Source organism: Erwinia sp. OLFS4, assembly GCF_002752165.1.
Classification (GTDB): Bacteria; Pseudomonadota; Gammaproteobacteria; order Enterobacterales; family Enterobacteriaceae; genus Izhakiella.
Map to the genome: position 1 here is coordinate 44,450 of NZ_MOMB01000045.1, position 20,215 is coordinate 64,664.

At 52.7% G+C, this 20,215-nt stretch carries 17 protein-coding genes, 1 tRNA gene and 1 pseudogene; 9 read left to right on the top strand and 10 right to left on the bottom strand.

Translation table 11 applies throughout. The features are described 5' to 3' along the window. Nucleotides 1-114: 114 nt before the first annotated feature. Nucleotides 115-642 (top strand): annotated as a pseudogene (locus BL249_RS06985) (methyltransferase); the annotation flags it as partial. Here BL249_RS06985 and BL249_RS06990 read toward each other — a convergent pair. The 4 genes from BL249_RS06990 to BL249_RS07005 all read right to left on the bottom strand — a co-directional run bounded on the left by BL249_RS06990 (nt 639) and on the right by BL249_RS07005 (nt 4,728). Further along, nucleotides 639-1,370, bottom strand: a complete 732-nt coding sequence (locus BL249_RS06990; RefSeq protein ID WP_241898857.1) for a polyphenol oxidase family protein — start codon at nt 1,368-1,370, stop codon at nt 639-641. The pseudogene BL249_RS06985 and the gene BL249_RS06990 overlap by 4 nt on opposite strands. 108 nt (nt 1,371-1,478) lie before the next feature. Next, nucleotides 1,479-3,491, bottom strand: coding sequence for an NADPH-dependent 2,4-dienoyl-CoA reductase (locus BL249_RS06995; protein ID WP_099706050.1), 2,013 nt, complete (start codon nt 3,489-3,491; stop codon nt 1,479-1,481). Between the two features lie 121 nt (nt 3,492-3,612). Then, a complete protein-coding gene (locus tag BL249_RS07000) occupies nt 3,613-4,215 on the bottom strand; it encodes a hypothetical protein (RefSeq protein ID WP_099705938.1) in 603 nt (200 codons plus the stop codon). 222 nt (nt 4,216-4,437) lie between these two features. Continuing rightward, a complete protein-coding gene (locus BL249_RS07005) occupies nt 4,438-4,728 on the bottom strand; it encodes a SelT/SelW/SelH family protein (RefSeq protein ID WP_099705939.1) in 291 nt (96 codons plus the stop codon). 338 nt (nt 4,729-5,066) lie between these two features. Here BL249_RS07005 and BL249_RS07010 point away from each other — a divergent pair, with 338 nt between their 5' ends. The 5 genes from BL249_RS07010 to BL249_RS07030 are packed head-to-tail and all read left to right on the top strand — an operon-like array spanning nt 5,067 to nt 11,147. Further along, nucleotides 5,067-7,469, top strand: coding sequence for a TonB-dependent receptor domain-containing protein (locus tag BL249_RS07010; RefSeq protein ID WP_099705940.1), 2,403 nt, complete (start codon nt 5,067-5,069; stop codon nt 7,467-7,469). A gap of 43 nt (nt 7,470-7,512) precedes the next feature. Then, nucleotides 7,513-8,544 (top strand): hemin-degrading factor, encoded by a 1,032-nt coding sequence (locus BL249_RS07015; RefSeq protein ID WP_099705941.1) that lies wholly within the window; start codon nt 7,513-7,515, stop codon nt 8,542-8,544. Beyond that, the gene (locus tag BL249_RS07020) at nt 8,541-9,356 is read left to right on the top strand and encodes a heme/hemin ABC transporter substrate-binding protein (RefSeq protein ID WP_099705942.1); all 816 of its coding nucleotides are present in this window, start codon (nt 8,541-8,543) and stop codon (nt 9,354-9,356) included. Before BL249_RS07015 ends, BL249_RS07020 begins: the two co-directional genes overlap by 4 nt. Beyond that, nucleotides 9,353-10,360: a FecCD family ABC transporter permease gene (locus tag BL249_RS07025; protein ID WP_099705943.1), complete on the top strand. Its 1,008-nt coding sequence runs from the start codon at nt 9,353-9,355 to the stop codon at nt 10,358-10,360. Before BL249_RS07020 ends, BL249_RS07025 begins: the two co-directional genes overlap by 4 nt. Then, nucleotides 10,353-11,147 carry a heme ABC transporter ATP-binding protein gene (locus BL249_RS07030; protein ID WP_099705944.1) on the top strand — a complete coding sequence of 265 codons (795 nt, stop codon included), beginning with the start codon at nt 10,353-10,355 and terminating at the stop codon, nt 11,145-11,147. The genes BL249_RS07025 and BL249_RS07030 overlap by 8 nt, the downstream gene beginning before the upstream one ends. Nucleotides 11,148-11,233: 86 nt before the next feature. Here the strand turns inward: BL249_RS07030 and BL249_RS07035 are convergent, their stop codons facing one another. From BL249_RS07035 to BL249_RS07060, 6 genes are all read right to left on the bottom strand, one after another. Next, nucleotides 11,234-11,596 (bottom strand): DNA-binding protein, encoded by a 363-nt coding sequence (locus BL249_RS07035; protein WP_241898858.1) that lies wholly within the window; start codon nt 11,594-11,596, stop codon nt 11,234-11,236. Nucleotides 11,597-11,607: 11 nt separating this feature from the next. Then, nucleotides 11,608-12,060, bottom strand: a complete 453-nt coding sequence (locus BL249_RS07040) for a PTS sugar transporter subunit IIA (RefSeq protein WP_241898859.1) — start codon at nt 12,058-12,060, stop codon at nt 11,608-11,610. A 2-nt stretch (nt 12,061-12,062) separates the two neighbouring features. Continuing rightward, the gene (locus BL249_RS07045; RefSeq protein WP_099705945.1) at nt 12,063-13,427 is read right to left on the bottom strand and encodes a PTS galactitol transporter subunit IIC; all 1,365 of its coding nucleotides are present in this window, start codon (nt 13,425-13,427) and stop codon (nt 12,063-12,065) included. Between the two features lie 3 nt (nt 13,428-13,430). Next, the gene (locus BL249_RS07050) at nt 13,431-13,712 is read right to left on the bottom strand and encodes a PTS sugar transporter subunit IIB (RefSeq protein ID WP_099705946.1); all 282 of its coding nucleotides are present in this window, start codon (nt 13,710-13,712) and stop codon (nt 13,431-13,433) included. A 387-nt stretch (nt 13,713-14,099) separates the two neighbouring features. Continuing rightward, on the bottom strand, nt 14,100-15,443 hold the full coding sequence (gene gdhA, locus BL249_RS07055) for an NADP-specific glutamate dehydrogenase (protein WP_099705947.1): 1,344 nt from the start codon (nt 15,441-15,443) through the stop codon (nt 14,100-14,102). A 428-nt stretch (nt 15,444-15,871) separates the two neighbouring features. Further along, nucleotides 15,872-15,947 (bottom strand) — tRNA-Ile (locus BL249_RS07060). A 730-nt stretch (nt 15,948-16,677) separates the two neighbouring features. Between BL249_RS07060 and BL249_RS07065 the strand changes: the two genes are divergently transcribed. Genes BL249_RS07065 through BL249_RS07075 form a run of 3 tightly spaced genes read left to right on the top strand, consistent with a single transcriptional unit; the run spans nt 16,678 to nt 20,144 of the window. Beyond that, the gene (locus tag BL249_RS07065; protein WP_099705948.1) at nt 16,678-18,060 is read left to right on the top strand and encodes an MFS transporter; all 1,383 of its coding nucleotides are present in this window, start codon (nt 16,678-16,680) and stop codon (nt 18,058-18,060) included. A 33-nt stretch (nt 18,061-18,093) separates the two neighbouring features. Beyond that, nucleotides 18,094-19,137: a LacI family DNA-binding transcriptional regulator gene (locus BL249_RS07070; protein WP_099705949.1), complete on the top strand. Its 1,044-nt coding sequence runs from the start codon at nt 18,094-18,096 to the stop codon at nt 19,135-19,137. A gap of 14 nt (nt 19,138-19,151) precedes the next feature. After that, on the top strand, nt 19,152-20,144 hold the full coding sequence (locus BL249_RS07075) for a nucleoside hydrolase (RefSeq protein ID WP_099705950.1): 993 nt from the start codon (nt 19,152-19,154) through the stop codon (nt 20,142-20,144). The last annotated feature ends 71 nt before the right edge of the window (nt 20,145-20,215 follow it).

A 20,215-nucleotide genomic window follows, 5' to 3' on the forward strand; every position in this document is an offset into this window, starting at 1 on the left:
CTGCTGGATGCGATAGTAATACTCGCTAAATTTTGCGTTACCGTCATCGGTGTGATTTCTGGTGCCGCTGAAATAGCCATTTGGCAATTCAAAACCATTCCAAGTGGTGAAATTATTGCCAATCATGCCAATGTTTTTGCCCGCAGCGGGCTGGATATTGGCGCGCGCTTATTTATCCAGCACCTGCCGCACAATATTCAGGGGGAGATTATCGATCTGGGCTGCGGCAATGGTGTGGTCGGCCTGGTTGCCTTGCGTCAGAACCCGCAGGCGCAGGTGCATTTTGTGGATGAGTCTTATATGGCAGTCGCCTCCAGCCGTTTAAATATTGAAATTAATCAGTCACAGGCACTGGCGCGCACTCGTTTCAGCGTTAATCATTCTCTGAGCGGTTTTGCCGCCGGACAGGCGGCCGCTGTGCTGTGTAATCCGCCGTTTCATCAGCAAAATACGTTGACTGACGACATCGCCTGGCAGATGTTTCGCGATGCGCGACGCTGCCTGCAACCAGGGGGCGAATTACGTATTGTTGGTAATCGTCATCTGGGGTATCACCACAAGCTAAAAAAGCTGTTTGGTCATTGCCAGCAGCTGGCCAGTAGCAGTAAGTTCGTGGTGCTACGTTGTCTGAGACAACCTTAGTCGCGCTGGCGTATCCATGAAAAGCGCTGCTGATAGCCGTGGCCAAAATGGCTGTTACGTCGGTAGCTGGCGTTGGCTTCTGCGGTACAGTAAGTGCAAATGTCGAGCTGTTCGATGTTTGCTGGCGGCAGTCCCCAGCTTTCGGCCATCCGCTGCGCCAGCAGCGGTAAATTGAACCAGACGCCGTTTTGCCGGGCGCTGGCCTGAGGACGCCGGGCTAGCGGATTGTGCGGTTGCTGAGTGGTCCAGGGGAGTACGGGGCTCAAGCGGACGAGGACAGGCTGCTGCTGTAATTCCGCAATCATCTGTTGACCTAATTCATAGCAGCAGGGGCCGATTGCCGGGCCAATAACCAACAGCAGGCTCTCTCGTTTCGCGCCCAGCTGGCAGAGTTTATTCATCACATTAATATGGATGCCGGCACTGATTCCCCGCAGCCCGCCGTGGGCGGCCGCGACCCGACGCTGATCGCGATCAACCATCAATATTGGAAGGCAGTCGGCAGTGTAAACCGCCACTGGCCGGCTATCACTGGCGATCACCGCATCGCCCTGGCAGTTTTTAGCCGGAAACGCCTGCTGACTCGTCAGTACCGTGGCGCTGTGGCGTTGATGACCATAGGCTGCCTCTTTCGGAGGCGGCGTGCCAGCTGGCATAAACTGATACTCAACCCATGGCAGCGCATCCAGCAGGTGGGAACGGTAAACGGTGGCAGTCGCCGGCATCATTATTGCACCCTGTGGTTAACAGCAAAGTAATGATTCTGCCAGCTTAGCGGCGAAATGCGATATTTTTTGCAGCCGACGAGCAAATAACCGGTTGCCGCCAGCCTGTACTTACAGCGTCAGGCCTAAGCGGGTACCCTGCGCAATCGCCCGACGGGCGTCAAGCTCATGGGCTATCTCGGCTCCACCAATGACATGCACTTTTTTGCCGGCATTTTGCAACGGGCCGGCCAGCGGGTTGAAACTGAGTTGCCCGGCGCAGAGAACCACATTATCAACCGGCAGACAGAGGGCGGTGCCGTCACGCAACACATGCAGGCCCTCATCATCAATACGTTGATAGCTGATGCCTCCCCACTGGTGTACTTCGCGCATTTGCAGGCTGGCACGATGGATCCAGCCGGTAGTTTTACCCAGGCTTGCACCCGGCTTTCCCGGTTTGCGCTGTAACAGCCAGATTTCACGTGCGCTTTTTTCCGCCTGCGGGGGCAGCAGCCCGCCGGGCTGCTGCAAAGAGCGGTCAATTCCCCACTCCTGGCAGAATGCCGGGATATTCAGCGAGGTTGACGGGCCGGTCTGACTAAGATATTCCGCGACATCAAAGCCGATGCCACCGGCACCAATCAGAGCCACACGATTGCCTACCGGCGCATTATCGCGCAGTACCGCCAGATAGCTGAGTACCGAAGGGTGGTCAATCCCGGGAATATCCGGTATGCGTGGTTCCACACCGGTTGCCAGAATCACTTCGTCAAACGGCAATAAGGTTGCCAGATCAGCCCGCCTGTTAAGATGTAGCGTAACGTTATGCAGATTCAGCTGGCGGCGGTAATAACGCAGTGTTTCATTGAACTCCTCTTTGCCAGGAATACGACGGGCAAGATTGAACTGGCCGCCCACGCTGGCCGAGGCTTCAAACAAGGTAACCTGATGACCGCGCTGGGCGGCGCTGATGGCACAGGCCAGACCGGCAGGCCCTGCACCGACGACCGCCAGATTTTTTACCGGGCGCGCGGTTATTAGCGGCATTTCAGTTTCGTGGCAGGCGCGTGGATTGACCAGACAGGAGGTGAGCTGACCCTGGAAAATCTGATCGAGGCAGGCCTGATTGCATCCGATACAGGTATTGATTTCGTCGTAGCGCTGCTGGCGTGCTTTCAATACCAGCTCGGCATCGGCCAGCAGCGGCCGTGCCATTGAAACCATATCGGCACAGCCGGTACTGAGCAGTTGCTGTGCCAGCAAGGGATCGTTGATGCGGTTAGTGGCAATCAGGGGAATATACAGATGCGGTTTTAACGCCTGGGTTACCCAGGCAAAGGCGGCTCTCGGCACTGAAGTGGCAATGGTCGGGATACGCGCTTCATGCCAGCCGATACCGGTATTAATCAGCGTTGCTCCTGCTTGTTCAATCTCTTTGGCCAGCGCCAGTGTTTGCGGCAAAGTGGAACCCTGTTCAACCAGATCCAGCATTGACAGGCGGTAAATAATAATAAAGTCCTCACCGACAGCCGCCCGCACCGCCCTGACGATTTCTACGGCAAAACGCCGGCGGCGCTGTTCATCTCCGCCCCAATGGTCATTCCGCTGGTTGGTTCTTTCAACCAGAAACTGGTTAATCAGATAGCCTTCTGAACCCATGATTTCCACGCCATCATAACCAGCCTGCCGGGCCAGCGCGGCGCAGCGGGCAAATTTATCAATCAGCGTTTCGATATCCTGGTGGGTCAGGGCCCGGGGTGGATAGGGATTTATTGCTGCCTGAATGGCGGAAGGTGCAACCAGCTGCGGCTGGTAGCTGTAGCGACCGGCGTGCAGAATTTGCAGTGCAATTTTACCGCCAGCCTGATGGACCGCGTCGGTAATAATACGGTGATGTGGCAGCGGTGTTTCATCTGCCAGCACCGATGCACCGGGGCTGACAACGCCTTCTGGTGAAGGTGCAATGCCCCCGCTAACAATCAGCCCTACCTCTGCATGAGCGCGCTCGGCATAAAAAGCGGCCAGCCGCTGCGCACCCTCCGGGTGCTCTTCCAGTCCGGTGTGCATTGACCCCATCAGCACGCGATTTTTTAACCGGGTAAAGCCCAAATCCAGGGGCGAAAACAGAGAAACAGCGGCCATAATTTTACTCATTAAGTGGTCGGATGAGTTAACTGTAGCCTGCTGTCATCAGCTTGCAAACCCGGGCATTACCGGAGTGTGACCGGACGCGAAAACTGGCGCTGCCGGTCGGCGTTTTTTCTCAGCCGTTGGTGGTTAGTTGTTCGAAGGCCATGCCGCTGACATGGTTCTCTTCATAATAATATTGCAGGACATTAGCAGTACTCTCATCTTTTGAGTCAACGCGGGTTTCAAACTGCTGACAGTTACCGTGTGTTGACGGGGCGATCCTGAAATAATCGGCGATTTCCCGGCGTGTGGCACCGAGAGAAGGGACAGTTACCCCCGAGAGATAGATAGGCCTGGCCGGCACGTCGCAATGGGCTTTGTGGTCGATTGCACTCAGCATAATCGAGGATAAGTTACCGTGTTCAATGTCAGTACGGGAAATAAACCACCAGGTCAGGTTTTCTGCCTGTGAGTGATAGCATAGCCATTCGGCACCATCATTTTTCTGAATTTCGCCTTTGAACTGCTGCTGAATATCTTTAAGGGTGGTGCGTTCCAGCACAATGGGGAAGTTACGTGAGCGAAATTTCGCCGGCAGCAATCGCTCACTGTCAATTCTGGCTGCCGGTGTTGCACAGCGGCCGCCATAATGACGGGCAAAATCGTTCAGCGTTGCGGCCAGAACCTGCTGACTGAGGAATGTGCCACACAATACTGCAAAGAGAAATTTACTCATTATCATTACCGTCCGATCAGAGGAGACCAGGGTACGCGTCCACGTCCCCTGGTCTCATCCGGCCGGGAATACATTCTTAAAGGGCGTTTAATATCCATCTTATTAAACGCTTCTGCCGCGCATTCCGATTGCAGATTGAAGCGAAATAGCAGCTTGTTATGTTACTGCATGCTGTGCACAGCTGGTCGTCAAAACCGGCGATAATATCCGACGAGACAGCGATTACGGTGTTTTACTTTCTCTGCCATGCGCTGGCGCTTTATCCGGGAAATACAGTGCGCAAAGACGCTGTTTTAAGGTCGCAGCGTCCGGAAAACCGCCGTCGCGTTTGCGCTCCCAGATCAGCTGCTGATTGGCGGTAATTTCATAGACACCGCCGGTAGCCGGTTTCAGAGTGACCGAGGCCAGTTCATCGGCAAAACTGTTGGGTAACTCCTGCGCTATCCAGGCCGCTCTTAGCAGCCAGTTACATTGCACACAATACCGGATAGTAATTGCTGGTTGTGTTGTCATGGCGGACTCATTCATCGCATAAAACGCGTTGATTATTTGATGTTTGTAAAAGAGTAGCAATGCCTGCGTCACAAATAAAAGTGCAAACCACGCTTCTTTACATAAATGTGTGTCGTATCGGTTTTTTTATCGCGTCAGCGTGTCATATCATGGCATAAAGGTTATTGATAGTGATTATCATTTGTATTATCTTTCTCTTCCGTAACAGGTTCTCACTTCAGAAGTACCGTGTAGGTCGTTTAATCTTCTTTTTTCGCGCCGCACTGGCGGGCGAATGTTAATTTTTCGCATAACACCAGCAATGGTTGAGCGCCCAATAACTATGACAGGGTTCAGCTATGCTCAATACGTCTATTAAGCAAGGATCGCTTCCTCTGCGTGCGCTCATTGGTACGCTTATCGCGATGAGCGTTCAGGCCAGTGCCGAACAACAGGCCGCAGGCGCGACGCTAAATAAAAATGCGCAGTCGGCTTCGGTTAAAAACCGGCGTGTAACCAGTACGTCCTCTGACGAACCCTCAATGATGGTAACGGCCCCGTTACCAGAGAAGAAAGCCGGGTCGCATACCCGTATTAGCGCTGAACAGATGCAGCAAATTGGTGGCGATGATTTTGGCACTATTATGCGCTACCAGCCGCTGGTTTCGGCCACCGGCGTCAGCGGCGGGTCTGCGGTTGGCAAAAGTGGTTTCGATCGCGGTGGCTATACCGGATACAACATTCGTGGTCTGGAAAGTAATCGCGTCGGAATTGACGTTGACGGTATTCCGTTGCCAAATGCAACCGGACGCAGTTATGCCAGCCGGGCGGGGGTGAATACTTTTGGCATCGGTCGTGATTATATCGACCCCTATATGTATCGCCACGTTGATATTGCTGCTGGCGCGACTTCAACCGACCAGGCGAATACCGCTATCGGCGGAACGGTTTCTTTTGCGCCCAAATCTGCTGATGATTTCCTGCATCCGGGGAAAGATCACTATTTCGGCTATCAGAGTGATTATGACTCTGCCAGCCGCAGCTGGCACAACGGCCTGACGGCTGCCGCCGGCGACAGTACTTTACGGGGTATTTTTGTTTTCAGCCGCCGCGATGGGCAGCAAACGCAGAATAACAGCGGTATTCTCGACGCTTATCCGGCCAACTGGCATTCTAACGCGTTAATGGCGTCTGCAATCTGGCAGCCCGATGATCGGCACAAGCTAACCGGTACCGCCGATTATTATCATAAAACCAACCATACGCATTACGACACCTGGGATACCTCGGGTAACAGTATTATTGGCACCTCCCATCAGCAGAGCGATACCCGGCGTTTAGGCTTGTCGCTTCGCGATGAGTGGTCACCGTTTAACAATTGGGTCGATACCGTTGATACCCGGTTGTTCTGGCAGCAGACGCAGGCGCATGATAATACGCTGATACCGACCAACAGTAGCACAGCGGGGCGTGTTTATTCCGATTACAACGTCGATACGCTGGGAGTGGAAAGCCGCCTGAGTAAAAACTGGGGGCGCCATGACTTTAGTGCCGGTGCTAATGCCCGCTTTGAAAGTGCCAGACGTCCTTTCCGCCAGGAGCCAGCGCCTTCGACTTACAGCGTTATCACCCGGCCACAGGCCGATAGCCGGACCACGGTGCTCGGTGGTTTTGTTCAGGATAATATCCATTTTGACGTTGATCAGCACAATTTGTCGTTGATTCCCGGCGTGCGGGTTGTCCGTCAGCAAACCCGGGCGCGTAATCTGTCTGAGATGACGGCCAACAGCAGCGTACTGACCGAAGATGGCGTCAGCACACTGTATGGTAAAAGCTTTAGCGATACCCGCGTGCTGCCGTCGTTAACCCTTAGCTATGATCTGACGCCGACATTGATGACCTATTTGCAGTATAAGCGTGGTACGCAGTTCCCTGATGCCAGCCAGCTATACGGCTCCTGGAATCTGGGCGCGTCTTATGCCGGACAGCAGCAGTATGCGCTGATTGGCAATACCGATCTGAAAACGGAAAGCAGTAACGATCTTGAATGGGGCCTGAAAGGTACGCTCACTGAAGGTGTTACCTTCAGTAGTGCGCTGTTTTATAACGATTATGACAACTTTATCGCTTATACCCGCTATACCCGTGCCGCTAGCCCGGAGAAATTCACCAATGTTCCGGCGAATATCTATACCGCGTATCGGGCAGAAAACCGTGATAAAGCATATATATACGGCGGAGAGCTGACGACGCGTATCCATTTCGGTACCTGGTTTAAAGCGGTAGATGGACTGAGCGCCACTCTGGCGTATGGCTATAGCCAGGGCAAAGCGAAATCCAGCTATCTTGGCGATAAATATGTTGATCTTGACAGCGTGCCGCCGATGAAAGCCGTGCTGGGGCTGGCCTGGGATGATCCGGCCAGGCGTTATGGCGCCGCCATCACGGCGACCTTTGTTAAAGGTAAGCAGGCGGTTGATACCAATCGTGAAGCATACAATAACAGCGGTTCGGCTATTACCAGCGGCAGTAAAGAATACGACCGCGTGCCGGGATACGGCCTGGTTGATCTGAGTGCCTGGTGGCAGGTACTCGATAACGTGAAACTCAGCGGCGGTATTTATAACCTGACCGATCGCAAGTACTGGGATTACCTGAGCGATCGGCAGTTAACCAGTGTGACGAACCAGGACGGTTACGACAAAGCGCTGGCGGTGATGCCTGGCCGTACTTTTCAGCTGGGTGTGAACGTCGATTTCTGATGCGTTAGCGCAGCCGTAAGGCTGCGCGACTTAAGGAGAAAATATGAGCCAACTTTATCAACAGTATCTGGCATTAAAAACCGCCGAACCCAAAAAATATGCCCGTGAACTCGCTGCACACATGGGGATCAGCGAAGCCAGGCTGGCAATGGCGCGCTGTGGTCATGATGCCCAGGCGTTGAAAACAGATGTGCGTCAACTGCTCGGCGCATTGTCTGCGCTGGGTGAAACCAAATCTATTACCCGCAATGCGTATGCGGTGCATGAAATTATTGGTCGTTATGACAATCTGCATCTTGGTAATCATGCTGGACTGGTACTGAATCCGCGGGCGCTCGATCTGCGGTTATTCCCTGAGCAGTGGCATAGTGCGTTCGCCTTACGGGAAGCCAGCGCACGCGGGGAACGACACAGTATTCAGTTTTTTGACACCCACGGTGATGCGGTACTAAAAGTTTATGCCACCGATAACACCGATATGCTTGCCTGGCAAAGTCTGGTCGGGCGCTTTAGTCACCCGGGGGGGCCTGCGCTCAATCTGACAACGCCGGAACCAGCATGTTTCAATCCGCAGCCCGACGTACAGCGGATTGAACAGGAGTGGCGGGCGATGAGCGACGTCCATCAGTTTTTCTCACTACTGAAACGCCATAATATCTCGCGCCAGCAAGCGTTCAGCGCGGTGGCGGACGATCTGGCTTATCGGGTAGACAATCAGGCGCTGGCACGGCTGTTACGTCTGGCAAAAGAAGACGGGAATGAGATTATGATTTTCGTTGGCAACCGCGGCTGCACACAAATTTTTACCGGTGTGGTTGAAAGTCTGAAATCAGCACAGGGCTGGCTGAACATTTTTAATCCGGCGTTTACTCTGCATCTGCAGGAAACGCAGATTGCCGAAAGCTGGGTGACGCGTAAGCCGACAGACCATGATTTTGTCACCAGCCTGGAGTTGTTTGCTGCTGATGGAACGCAAATAGCCCAGTTGTATGGCCAGCGTAGTGAGGGGCAGGCTGAACAGGCGCGCTGGCGGCAGCAGCTGGCTACGCTGAATAATGCAGGAGAGATGGCATGAAAGCCTGGCTGCTGCTGGTGCTGTTCACCTTTGCGGCAAACGCAGGTGACCGGGTGGTTTCCATTGGCGGTGACGTGACGCAAATTGTCTATGCACTGGGTGCCCAGCAGCTGCTGGTTGCGCGCGACAGCACCAGCCTGCATCCAGCACAGGCGGCCACGCTGCCAGACGTGGGTTATATGCGCCAGCTGAATGCAGAAGGAATTCTGGCGTTAAAGCCCACGCTGGTATTGACCAGCGCGCTGGCAAAACCTTCTCTGGCACTGGAACAGATTGCCCGGGCAGGGGTAAAGGTGGTGATGGTGCCAGGCGATCCGCATCTGGCGGTGATAAACACAAAAGTCGCCACTATTGCTAAAGCGCTGCATAAAGAAATCGAGGGACAGCGGTTAACGCAACATATTACTCAGCTGTTGTCACAGATGCCGCAGCAGCCACTGGCAGTAAAAGTGCTGTTTATCATGAACCACAGCGGCATGAACAGTATGGCTGCCGGGACAGAGACTGCCGCCGATGCGGCTATCAGGAGTGCCGGATTAATCAATGCCATGAGTAACATCCGGCACTATCAGCCTCTTTCACAGGAAGGGGTGGTGGCCAGCGCGCCGCAGCTGGTGGTAGTCGGTGAGTCCGGCGTGCAGGCGCTGGGGGGAGAGAATGCTATCTGGCGGCTGCCTGGCCTGGCACTGACCCCGGCAGGAAAAGCACGTCGACTGCTGGTGGTTGATGATATGGCGTTGCTGGGATTTGGTCTTGACACGCCGCAGGCGATCCTGCGCCTGCGTCAGGCAGCCCAACAGGTGCAGCCATGAAGGAAAGCCACCCGCGGCGCTGGCTGGCGCTGATGTTGTTACTGATGCTATTGATGATGATTCTGGCCGCTAATATCGGTGCCATGCGTCTGACTCTGAGCCAGGTCTGGCGCCAACCTGGCGACAGTATTGCCTGGCAGGTCTGGTGGACTATCCGCTTACCGCGCGTGTTGCTGGCAGTACTGGTTGGAGGGGCACTGGCGATGTCAGGCGGCATTATGCAAGGATTATTCCGTAATCCGCTGGCCGATCCCGGGCTGCTGGGTATCAGTGGCGGGGCAGCGCTGACCGTGGCGCTGTCGGTGGTGTTTTCGTTGACCTCATGGTTTCCCGGTACGCTGGCGTTATGGCTACCAACACTGGCTGCATTTATTGGCAGCCTGGCGGTAACGCTGGTTATTTTCGCACTTAGCCGCGATGGCAGTGGTTCCCTGGCCCGTCTGCTACTGGTCGGGGTCGCTATTAATGCGTTGTGTGGCTCGGCGGTAGGCGTTCTTTCCTGGTTAAGTAGCGATCAGCAATTGCGTCAGCTTTCGTTATGGGGAATGGGCAGTCTTGGCCAGGCTCAGTGGTCACTGGTTTTGCCCTGTGCCAGCCTGATGCTGCCGGTAATGCTGCTGGTCCAGCGGCTTACCCGCCGCCTGAATCTGCTGCAACTGGGGGAAGAAGAGGCACACTATCTTGGCGTTGATGTGGCGCTTACTCAGCGTCAGCTATTGGTGCTGAGTGCCTTACTGGTAGCAGCTTCAGTGGCGGTCAGCGGGATTATTGGTTTTGTCGGGTTGGTTGTGCCGCATCTGATGCGTATGTGTCTTGGGGGCGACCATCGCTGGATGCTGCCTGGTTCGGTGCTGGCGGGTGCTATGCTGCTGTTGCTGGCGGATACGCTTGCACGTACTTTGGTTGCACCGGCCGAAATGCCCGTTGGCCTGATGACCAGCCTGATTGGTGGACCGTGGTTTCTCTGGCTGATTCTGAGACGTCCGGCAGGTGAACATGACTGATTGCGACGATAATAATCGTCTGTCAGCGCAGACTATCAGCTACCGGGCGGCTAAGCGTACTCTGGTCGACCGGCTATCTGTGACGCTGGAACCCGGTGAAATGGTTGCCCTTATTGGGCCAAATGGTGCCGGTAAGTCGACGCTGATGCGGTTGCTGAGTGGTTATCTGGCACCACACGATGGCCAGTGTGTTTTGCATGGCCAGTCTCTGACGGCGTGGTCACGGCAGGCGCTGGCACGACACCGAGCGGTGATGCGCCAGCAGCAGCACATTACTTTTGCGCTTAGCGTGCGAGACATTGTGGCAATGGGGCGTGCACCCTGGCCGGAACGTGACACGCAACGTATCGTCAGGCAGGTATTGGCACTGACTGATTGCACCAGTCTGGCGGGGCGGGATTTCCGCCAGCTTTCAGGTGGTGAACAGCAGCGGGTACAGCTGGCGCGGGCGCTGGCTCAGCTCTGGCAGGACGAAGGTCCGCGCGGCTGGTTATTTCTTGATGAACCCACTTCCGCGCTTGATCTTTATCATCAACAGCAGGCATTACGCCTGTTGCATCGCCTGACTCGTCAGGGCGCGCTGAGCGTTTGCTGTATTCTGCACGATCTTAATCTGGCTGCGCTCTGGGCCGATCGGATGATATTGATGCACAGTGGTAAACTGGTCGCCTGCGATACGCCAGCGGAGGTGATGACGGCACCGTTACTTACCCGCTGGTATCAGGCCGATTTGCACATTTATAGCCATCCGCAGGAAAGGGTTCCGCAGGTAGCCCTGCGTCGTTAATCATCATGGCTGAAAGCGGGGCTGCGCCATAGATCACAGCGAGCACAAACCAACATGTGAAGACGTTATGTCTGAGCGGAAAGCGGTTAACGTTTATCTGTGGATTTTGGTGTAGGGGATTTCACGGAGGTCATTTCATACAGCCCTGTTGGATCCATGGCTTCAACGGCTTTTTGTAATTCTGCAAGAGCAAACTTGAGGGAGGCAACTTCCTCCCTCAGGGATTGTACTTCCTGTTCATGGGTCATGGTCCGGCTGGCTTTGGGGAATGCATGGAATACATCCTCAGCCAGAAACATGCGAACCTGACGGTTATCAACGGTCACCAGCTGATATCTGAGACGACCACTGTTAATCGCGTTATAAATGGTTTTACGGCTGACCATCGCTAACGCGATGACATCGCTGATTCGTAGCATCTCTTGTGTTTGCTCTTCCGCCTCGCCCATAACAGGTTATTCTATCTTGTGACGATGGAATCCTTGAAGACTTTTGCGATTTCTTCTGGCGTCAGTGTCACAATCTGCTGAACCCGATCCCGATCGGACAGTAAAGCAAATAGCGACTGAATAATCGCTACTTTTTCACAATCGGGATCGATAGCCATCATGATAATGATCGCCGGTACCACAACCTGTTCTGGCTCATCTGTGCGGTGGAATTCTACACCGCATTGATTAATGCCAATAGCAAAGCCGGTCTGATGTACATGTTCGAATTCAGTATGGGGGATCGCAATGCTATGGGTTTCCATAAAAATGCCGGTTGGATACACCTGTTCACGCGTTAATACGCCTTCAGCAAAAGAAGGTTTTACCAGGCCATCTGCCAGCAGGCTATCTGCCAGCTTTTGCAGCAGGGCACTGCGGCTAACCGGTTGGTCAAATATAAATATACGCTGGGCGCTGAACATGATTATTCGCCTCCTTCCTGTACCGCTTCTGCCTGTAATGCATCCTCTTTTAACAGTTTGCGGCGGTTCCACAGCATCAGTGCCAGTGTGCACAAACTCAGAATACCGACGCCGATGACTTTGAAGTAAAAACTCTGAATAATCACCCAGGGTAACATGGCGCCCGCGTAATCGACGCTACTGATGCTGGTGGTGCCCTGGGGCAGCGAGAAGCCGGTACTGACCGCAGTACTGGTGACAATCGGCGCCAGGCTGGTGCCGATCAACAGCGCCAGACTGAGGGTAAGCAGACCGGTCAGCAGGGTGCGGAACATATCCCCCCGACACACGGCGGTCACCAGTACAAAGGCAAAAGGCAAGCCGGTAAGAGAAGCGAAGGGCAGGAACTGATTTCCCGGTACGATGGCAGCGAGAACCAGCATCACCGGGATCATCAGCATGGAAACTGACAGCGTTACCGGATGGCCGACGCTAACCGCCGAATCAAGACCAATGGTGATTTTGCCAAAAGATCCTGCCCGTGACTGGGCAATTTCCTGAATTCGCTCACTGATTGGGTAAACCCCTTCCATCAGCATTTTTGCCATGCGAGGAATAATTGTCATCACGGCTGCCATGGTAATGGCAGTTTGCAAAATTAGTTTGACTTCGATACCGGCAATAATACCCAGCAGGGCACCAATGATTGCACCGAGGGACGCAGGATCACCGAGAATTGACAGCCTTTTTTGAATCATTTCGGTATCAATTTTAATATCCCGCACCAGCGGAATACGATCAACGATGGTATTCACCAGCCATGCAGCAGGGACAAAAGAGACTGAAAAACCGTGAGGCACTGAAATAGACGGCAGGTTGAGGTATTTTTCCACATCGCCACTGGTCCGGTCGGCAATGACCATGGTAATGATACAATTTAGCGCTGCGGCAAAAATACCGAGCCACAAATTATTGGTGATAATGGCAACCAGAGAGCCGGTGAAAGCATGATGCCACAGGTTCCAGATGTCTACGTTAAGAATCCGCGTGGTTTTGGTATATAGCATCAGCATATTAATGGCAACGCACACCGGGATAACCAGCGCCCCGACGCGTGTTCCCATGGCCACAGCAGCAGCGGCTGGCCAGCCGACATCCAGAACCGAAAAGTTAAATCCGAAACGGTCAACAATGGCATGACTGACCGGCGTCAGCGAATCAATCATCAGATTGACGGTAATACTCAGACCAATAAAACCAATCCCTACCATCAGTCCGGCTTTAATGGCTCTTGCCAGCGGAATACGTAATATAAGTCCGAGAATGATAAATATCATTGGCATCATCACTGATGCCCCCAGATTGACAATGTAATCGATAATAAACATTGCTTAGCCCCCGGCGAGAATTAATTCTTTTACGTTACTGAATACTTTATCTGCGCCGATGCCAGTTAACAGTGGCAGTGCGTTTACTACCGGAATAGTAAGTGAAACTGGCGAGGTGGAAACGATAAAGTCGACATCATCACGGGTTTTTGCTTCCGCTACGGTTCCCTGAGAAATACGTACCTGACTGAGTAAGTTTTCTTTTTTTAGAAAGTCCTGCAGTTTATTGAGTGCAATGGTACTGGTCGCTACGCCGGCGCCACAACAAATCATAATATGTTTCATATTGGTATCCCCTGGTGTTTGTTGCACAGATTAAAGCATGCAAATGAAAAGCGAAGTGTGATCTATGTGTAATATTACACACTGAGTGCACAATCAGAGTTGGATGCTTTATCGGTAAAGAGGCGGTGTGCGTAATTTTTAGTGATGCCGCAGCTGGGAGCTCGATGTATCTGCATCCTGCATATGGTTGTTGTCCGGGACGGATGTCAGCAGCTTGCAGTGGTGAGCCAGTAGCGACAATCTGCCTTATTCTGACCCGCCGCGCGACAGAAAAGCGCGCCTGAAGAAACCCTGATCAGGCGCTTTACTCAATACCAGGATGACCATGCCGGAGCCTGTTACTGACCGGGTCCGGCAGCGACTCCCCTGTAGTGGCTGTGGCGCCGGCTAAATCACGCCCTGTGCCAGCATGGCATCTGCTACTTTAACAAAGCCGGCGATATTTGCGCCCTTAACATAGTGGGTCTGTTTGTCGCTACCGCCATGTTCGACGCAGGCCTGGTGAATATCCAGCATGATATGTTGCAGCCGGCTATCCACCTGATCCGACGTCCAGCTCAGGCGGGTGGCGTTTTGCGCCATTTCAAGACCAGAAGTCGCGACGCCGCCGGCATTGGCGGCTTTCCCCGGTGCGAACAGGATCCCTGCTTCGAGAAAAGCCTCGGTTGCCAGAATGGTTGTTGGCATATTGGCACCTTCTGCCACCGCCTTTACCCCGTTGGAAATCAGCAATTGTGCTGCAGGCAGGTCCAGTTCATTTTGTGTGGCGCAAGGCAGAGCGATATCGACCGGAACATGCCATGGTTGTTGTCCGGCCAGATAGGTGAGCTGACGCTCGCGTGCGTACTCCTGTAGCGTGCCGTGCTGCTGATTTTTTATTTGTGCAAGATGGGCAAGTTTTTCTGGCGTAAATCCAGCCTCATCTACCACCGTGCCGCCAGAGTCTGAGGCGGTAATCACGCGGGCTCCCAGTTCGGTTGCTTTTTCGATAGCGAACTGTGCCACGTTACCCGCACCGGAAACGGCAACACGGCTGCCTGCAAAACTATTGCCATGCCGGTTTAACATCGCTTCGGTAAAATAAATCAGTCCATAACCGGTTGCTTCCGGGCGGATCAAACTGCCGCCAAAGGATAATCCTTTACCTGTGAAGACGCAGGCTGTGTTGTTGGTCAGTTTTTTCATCATGCCGGCCATAAAACCCACTTCACGGCTACCCACGCCAATGTCTCCGGCAGGGACATCGGTATCCGGACCAAGGTGACGATGCAATTCACTCATTAGCGCCTGGCAAAAGCGCATCACTTCAGCGTCACTTTTTCCTTTTGGATTAAAGTCTGAACCGCCTTTTCCACCCCCCATGGGTAAGGTGGTCAGGGCATTCTTAAAGGTTTGCTCAAAACCGAGGAATTTGAGTATCGATAAATTAACTGAAGGGTGAAAACGCATGCCCCCTTTGAAAGGGCCGATTGCTGAATTGAACTGTACGCGCCAGGCCCGGTTTACCTGTACCTGACCATGATCATCAGTCCAGGCAACCCGAAACTGAATGAGGCGCTCTGGCTCTATTATTCTCTCCAGTAACGCTTGTTGTTGATATTTTGGGTGCTGCTGCAGGAATGGCCACAGCGAGGTAAATACCTCGCTGACGGCTTGTTGAAATTCAACCTGGTGTGGATCCCGCTGCAGGATGGTGTCTAAAAAAGACGCCATAGAGGTAAAGTCTGTCATGACAAAGTCCTTATGTTAGTCAGAGTAATCCTGACATTAAGCAGGTGTTTTTTTATAGTCAGGATTAGATGTTGTGTCTTTCTGACTATATCATCGCTGCCTGATGTGACAATAGGGAAATGAAAATATGACTTCCTTAAATTTCATTGTTATTCACCTGATTATTGAAATAATTCCCTCTTATTTTTCCTGAATTGGTTATTGCAGGGGTGTTATTTGTATCTAATTGACAAGTAATGTTTTATTGTTTTATATGCATATCGGTTTTATTTAAATTCCGTTATTTTATGGAACTGGTCTGCGGTTATTTATTTGTTATCCGGTGTGATTTTTCTTAATTAAAAAAGAATGTTCAGTTTTTTCTGTTAAAGCCAACAAAAAAGCCACCCGGGAAGGGTGGCTTTTTCTGCGATTAACAAGCTTAAATCTGGTGGCCCCTGCTGGACTTGAACCAGCGACCAAGCGATTATGAGTCGCCTGCTCTAACCACTGAGCTAAGGGGCCGAGGCGCGGGATTATAAGATAACTGTGCCATGCAATCCAGCATGCTGCAGACTGGTTGCTGTTTTTTCAGGCAGATGGCCGCATTTTATTCGCATAATATGCGGCAACATACCAAAAGCAGAACAACGCTGGCGTGTTGGATATCGTCACTGACACGCTGGTCGGCCAGCTCCCTTCAGGAGGGTTTCCGGGCTGAGGGGCTGCAGGGATAGCGGCCAGTCATTACCTGGGACCGGAATAAGGTGCTTCACGGTTTTGTCTGGCGGGGCCAGCACTTCCTGTGTTTATCCCGAACGCGGGATCGGTGTATCTGTGTCATTTTACTGACATTATGGGCAGTTATAACCCTGGTTGACCCGGCATTTCAGTAGCAGGCGCTATGGTTTAGCCCGTAAGCAATGTAAAGGTAGATGCATTATTTTCGAGATTTTCTTGATAAATCTACGCGCGTAGATATAATTACAGATAAGCAATCATTGCGGATCTACGCTGCTTGCGTGACTGATTCATGTTTTACATACTCTGTGTATTGATAAGAAAAGTTACTAATTAGACGGGAAGTTAACGTCATTTCATACAGAGTATGCGCGGATACCAACACCAGGGAATCCTCTTCTGAACCATCAGTCGGGTCAGTAAGCACATGTTTGCCGCGATGTTTGCTCCCTATTCAAATGGGACATGACCAGCGCAATACATACACGTATGCCTAAATGCAGGGATTGTTATCATGTCTGAAACACACTATTCAGGTGGCTCGGTATCTGACGCTGCCGCCGATGTTCAATTAACTACACCCCAAGGCCACAAAGACTTTTTACGTGCCACCTTCTCATGTTGGTTAGGTACGGCGATGGAATACGCCGATTTTGCCTTGTACGGATTGGCTGCCGGTATCATTTTTGGCGATGTATTTTTCCCCGACGCGTCACCGGCAATGGCCTTGCTGTCCAGCTTTGCGACCTGGTCGGTAGGCTTTATTGCCCGGCCTATTGGTGCGTTGTTTTTTGGCTGGTTAGGGGATCGTAAAGGGCGCAAGGTTGTGATGGTTGCCACCATTATATTAATGGGGCTGTCCACCATGCTGATTGGCGTGATTCCCAGCTATCATTCAATCGGTATCTGGGCACCGGTTTGTCTGGTGCTACTGCGCTTTAGCCAGGGTTTTGGTGCTGGAGCCGAACTTTCCGGTGGTACGGTCACCCTGGCAGAGTATGCGCCGACCAGACAACGCGGACTGGTATCCTCGGTGATTGCACTTGGTTCTAACAGCGGCACGTTGCTGGCTTCATTAGTCTGGCTGCTGGTGGTGCAAATGGACCCGCAACAGCTGGTTGATTGGGGCTGGCGTATCCCCTTTTTATGCAGTGCGCTAATAGCGCTGGTGGCAGTATGGATCCGCCGCCATCTGCGAGAGACCCCGGTATTTGAACGTAAAAAACGTCAGGTCGAAGCCCTGCGTAGTGATTTACAGGCGCGACAGGATCATCAGGTGGACGATGTTAACTGGTGGAAAAATAAAGCATTTTGGGTAATGATTGGCCTGCGTATTGGTGAGAATGGCCCCTCTTATCTGGCGCAGGGCTTTATCATAGGTTATGTGGTGAAGGTATTGTCTGTAGATAAATCCGTTGCCACGACAGCAGTTTTTATCGCCTCATTACTGGGCTTTGCGATTATTCCTTTTGCTGGCTGGCTTTCCGACCGTGTTGGCCGCCGTATTACTTATCGCGGCTTCTGTCTGCTGCTGATGCTTTATGCTTTCCCTGCTTTTATGTTGTTAGATTCCCGGGAGCCGGCAATTGTTATTCCCACCATTGTTGTTGGCATGGCATTGGCTTCTCTCGGCATCTTTGGCGTACAGGCCGCCTGGGGCGTTGAATTATTTGGCGTAACCCATCGCTACACCAGGATGGCGACAGCCAAGGAGCTGGGATCGATTCTATCAGGAGGAACGGCACCGTTGATAGCGGCCGCATTGCTTTCATGGAGTGGCCACTGGTGGAGTATTGCCAGCTATTTCGTTGTTATGGCCGCCATTGGCTTTCTGACTACTTTCGTCGCGCCGGAAACCCGTGGACGGGATCTCAACTTACCTGAGGACGCAATATAGCCGCAGGCTGATTAGCGATAAGGCAGACAGAGATTGGCGAAACAGGGTTCAGGGCGGGCAACGCGCGCCGATGTTGCAAGAGAGGCCGGTACTTCGGTTGCCGTGGTCAGTTATGTAATAAATAACGGCCCGCGTCCGGTGGCGAAAGCAACGCGTGAAAAAGTATTACAGGCAATAAAAAAGACGGGTTATCGTCCTAACAGCGTTGCCCGTGCACTGGCCTCCGGCACCACCAAGACTTTTGGCCTGGTGGTGCCGAATATTTCCAATGTGTTTGTGGCGTCACTGGCGCATGCGCTACAGCAGGAAGTGCTGGCAAAAGGGCAGGTGATGTTGCTTGGCGATGCGGGTGACAGTCGCCAGCGTGAATTCGAACTTATCAATAATTTGCTGGAAAGACAGGTCGACGGGATTATTTATATCAGCGTGGATCGTCACCCTTATATCGACCTGATTCAGCAGACCGGCACGCCGCTGGTGATGCTGGATCGGATAAATCCTGGTGAGCATCAGGTCAGCGTGTTGCGGGTTGATGAACGCGCGGCGGCCTGTCAGGTGACAGACCATTTGCTAAGTCATGGTTATCAGCAGGTTGGCATCATCAGCGGACCACCGGAGATGTTGAATGCACAGGACCGTGTAAAAGGCTGGTGTGATGCCATGAAGGCGAATGATTTGTCTGTGAATGAAAACTGGATTTTTCCGGCCCCTTATACCCGGGCTGGCGGCTATCAGGCAACGAAAAAGATGCTGATGCTGAAACACGCTCCGCGGGCACTGTTTGCCAGCAACGAGCTACAGGCAATTGGCTGTGTGCGGGCGCTTGCGGAGGCCGGACTTCGTGTGCCGGAAGACGTTGCGCTGGTTTGTTTTAACGGGACCGAACAGTCAGCCTTCCACGTACCTTCGTTAACCACGGTGCGTCAACCGGTGGTGGCGATGGCGCGTGCAGCGTTTGAAATGTTACAAAACTGGACGGCTGAGCCGATGCTTCGTGAATTTGCTCATCGTCTTGAGATCGGGGAATCCTGCGGCTGTTTCGCGAAGAAATCAGCCCAGCAACAGCCAGATAATTAATCTAATAGCTAAAGATGAAAAGAATTATTATTGATTGCGATCCGGGAAACGGTATTGCGGGTTCCAATGTGGATGACGGTCTTGCGTTAGCCCTCGCTATTGCTGCGCCAGAAATTTCACTCGATCTGATTACCGTTGTCGCCGGCAACACCCCGGTTACAACCGGCTATAGTGTCATTAAAGATTTATTATCCCGCCTTAAACTGGATATTCCAGTGGTTCGGGGGGCCAGCTGTGCTGAGGTTGAACCTGCCGCGCCCTGGCGTGAAATTCTGGATAATCGTCTGCTGGACCCGGCCTTAAAACAATTGTGGCAGGGTGTGCGCCAGCCGCAGCAATTTACCGCCGGAGAAGATACTGCCGCCGATGCGATTGGTCAGCTTATTTGTGCAAATCCTGGCGAAATAACGCTGGTCGCCATTGGTCCATTAACCAATGTGGCGGCGGCGCTGGCAAAATACCCACTAATGGCGCATGCAGTGAAAGAAATCGCCATTATGGGCGGTGTTTTTGCCCTTGATGGTTACATCAAGGACACCAATTTTGGTTTCGACCCGGAGGCGGCATGGAAGGTGCTACACAGCGGTGCCAATATTACGCTGGTGCCTATGGATGTCACTACCCGCACGCTGATGACGCATCAGGATTTGCAAAGGCTGGCCCGTATTGATCATCCGCTTGTACAGTTTGTCTGTGAAACGATGCGGCCCTGGATTGATTATTCGATAGCCCAGCGTCATATTCCAGGCTGCTGGATTCATGATGCGCTGGTGGTTGCCTGGTTGCTGAACCAGCGGGTCGCCACTGCCGCTGATTACTATGTTGATGTTGAACTCCGTCCTGGCCCTACACGAGGAAAATCATGGCGCTACCGTCCACCCTTGCGTCTTAATGTGGGTATTGAAGAGTCGGTCAGCAGCCTGATCCACGTTTTACAGCAGGTTGATAATGGCCAGCTGATTGCCATGCTGGAACACTATTTTTCCGCGCTGGTGCCCGAAAAATAGCGCGCTGAAATAGTTGCTTACTGCTGGAAGCGAACGCTGACAATTGTCTACATTAGCATCTGTTGTTACAT

Coding starts and splice junctions, on each gene's coding strand:
- BL249_RS06990 (WP_241898857.1), bottom strand. CDS start 1,370: ATGATGCCGGCGACTGCCACCGTTTACCGTTCCCACCTGCTGGATGCG.
- BL249_RS06995 (WP_099706050.1), bottom strand. CDS start 3,491: ATGGCCGCTGTTTCTCTGTTTTCGCCCCTGGATTTGGGCTTTACCCGG.
- BL249_RS07000 (WP_099705938.1), bottom strand. CDS start 4,215: ATGAGTAAATTTCTCTTTGCAGTATTGTGTGGCACATTCCTCAGTCAG.
- BL249_RS07005 (WP_099705939.1), bottom strand. CDS start 4,728: ATGACAACACAACCAGCAATTACTATCCGGTATTGTGTGCAATGTAAC.
- BL249_RS07010 (WP_099705940.1), top strand. CDS start 5,067: ATGCTCAATACGTCTATTAAGCAAGGATCGCTTCCTCTGCGTGCGCTC.
- BL249_RS07015 (WP_099705941.1), top strand. CDS start 7,513: ATGAGCCAACTTTATCAACAGTATCTGGCATTAAAAACCGCCGAACCC.
- BL249_RS07020 (WP_099705942.1), top strand. CDS start 8,541: ATGAAAGCCTGGCTGCTGCTGGTGCTGTTCACCTTTGCGGCAAACGCA.
- BL249_RS07025 (WP_099705943.1), top strand. CDS start 9,353: ATGAAGGAAAGCCACCCGCGGCGCTGGCTGGCGCTGATGTTGTTACTG.
- BL249_RS07030 (WP_099705944.1), top strand. CDS start 10,353: ATGACTGATTGCGACGATAATAATCGTCTGTCAGCGCAGACTATCAGC.
- BL249_RS07035 (WP_241898858.1), bottom strand. CDS start 11,596: ATGGGCGAGGCGGAAGAGCAAACACAAGAGATGCTACGAATCAGCGAT.
- BL249_RS07040 (WP_241898859.1), bottom strand. CDS start 12,060: ATGTTCAGCGCCCAGCGTATATTTATATTTGACCAACCGGTTAGCCGC.
- BL249_RS07045 (WP_099705945.1), bottom strand. CDS start 13,427: ATGTTTATTATCGATTACATTGTCAATCTGGGGGCATCAGTGATGATG.
- BL249_RS07050 (WP_099705946.1), bottom strand. CDS start 13,712: ATGAAACATATTATGATTTGTTGTGGCGCCGGCGTAGCGACCAGTACC.
- gdhA (WP_099705947.1), bottom strand. CDS start 15,443: ATGACAGACTTTACCTCTATGGCGTCTTTTTTAGACACCATCCTGCAG.
- BL249_RS07065 (WP_099705948.1), top strand. CDS start 16,678: ATGTCTGAAACACACTATTCAGGTGGCTCGGTATCTGACGCTGCCGCC.
- BL249_RS07075 (WP_099705950.1), top strand. CDS start 19,152: ATGAAAAGAATTATTATTGATTGCGATCCGGGAAACGGTATTGCGGGT.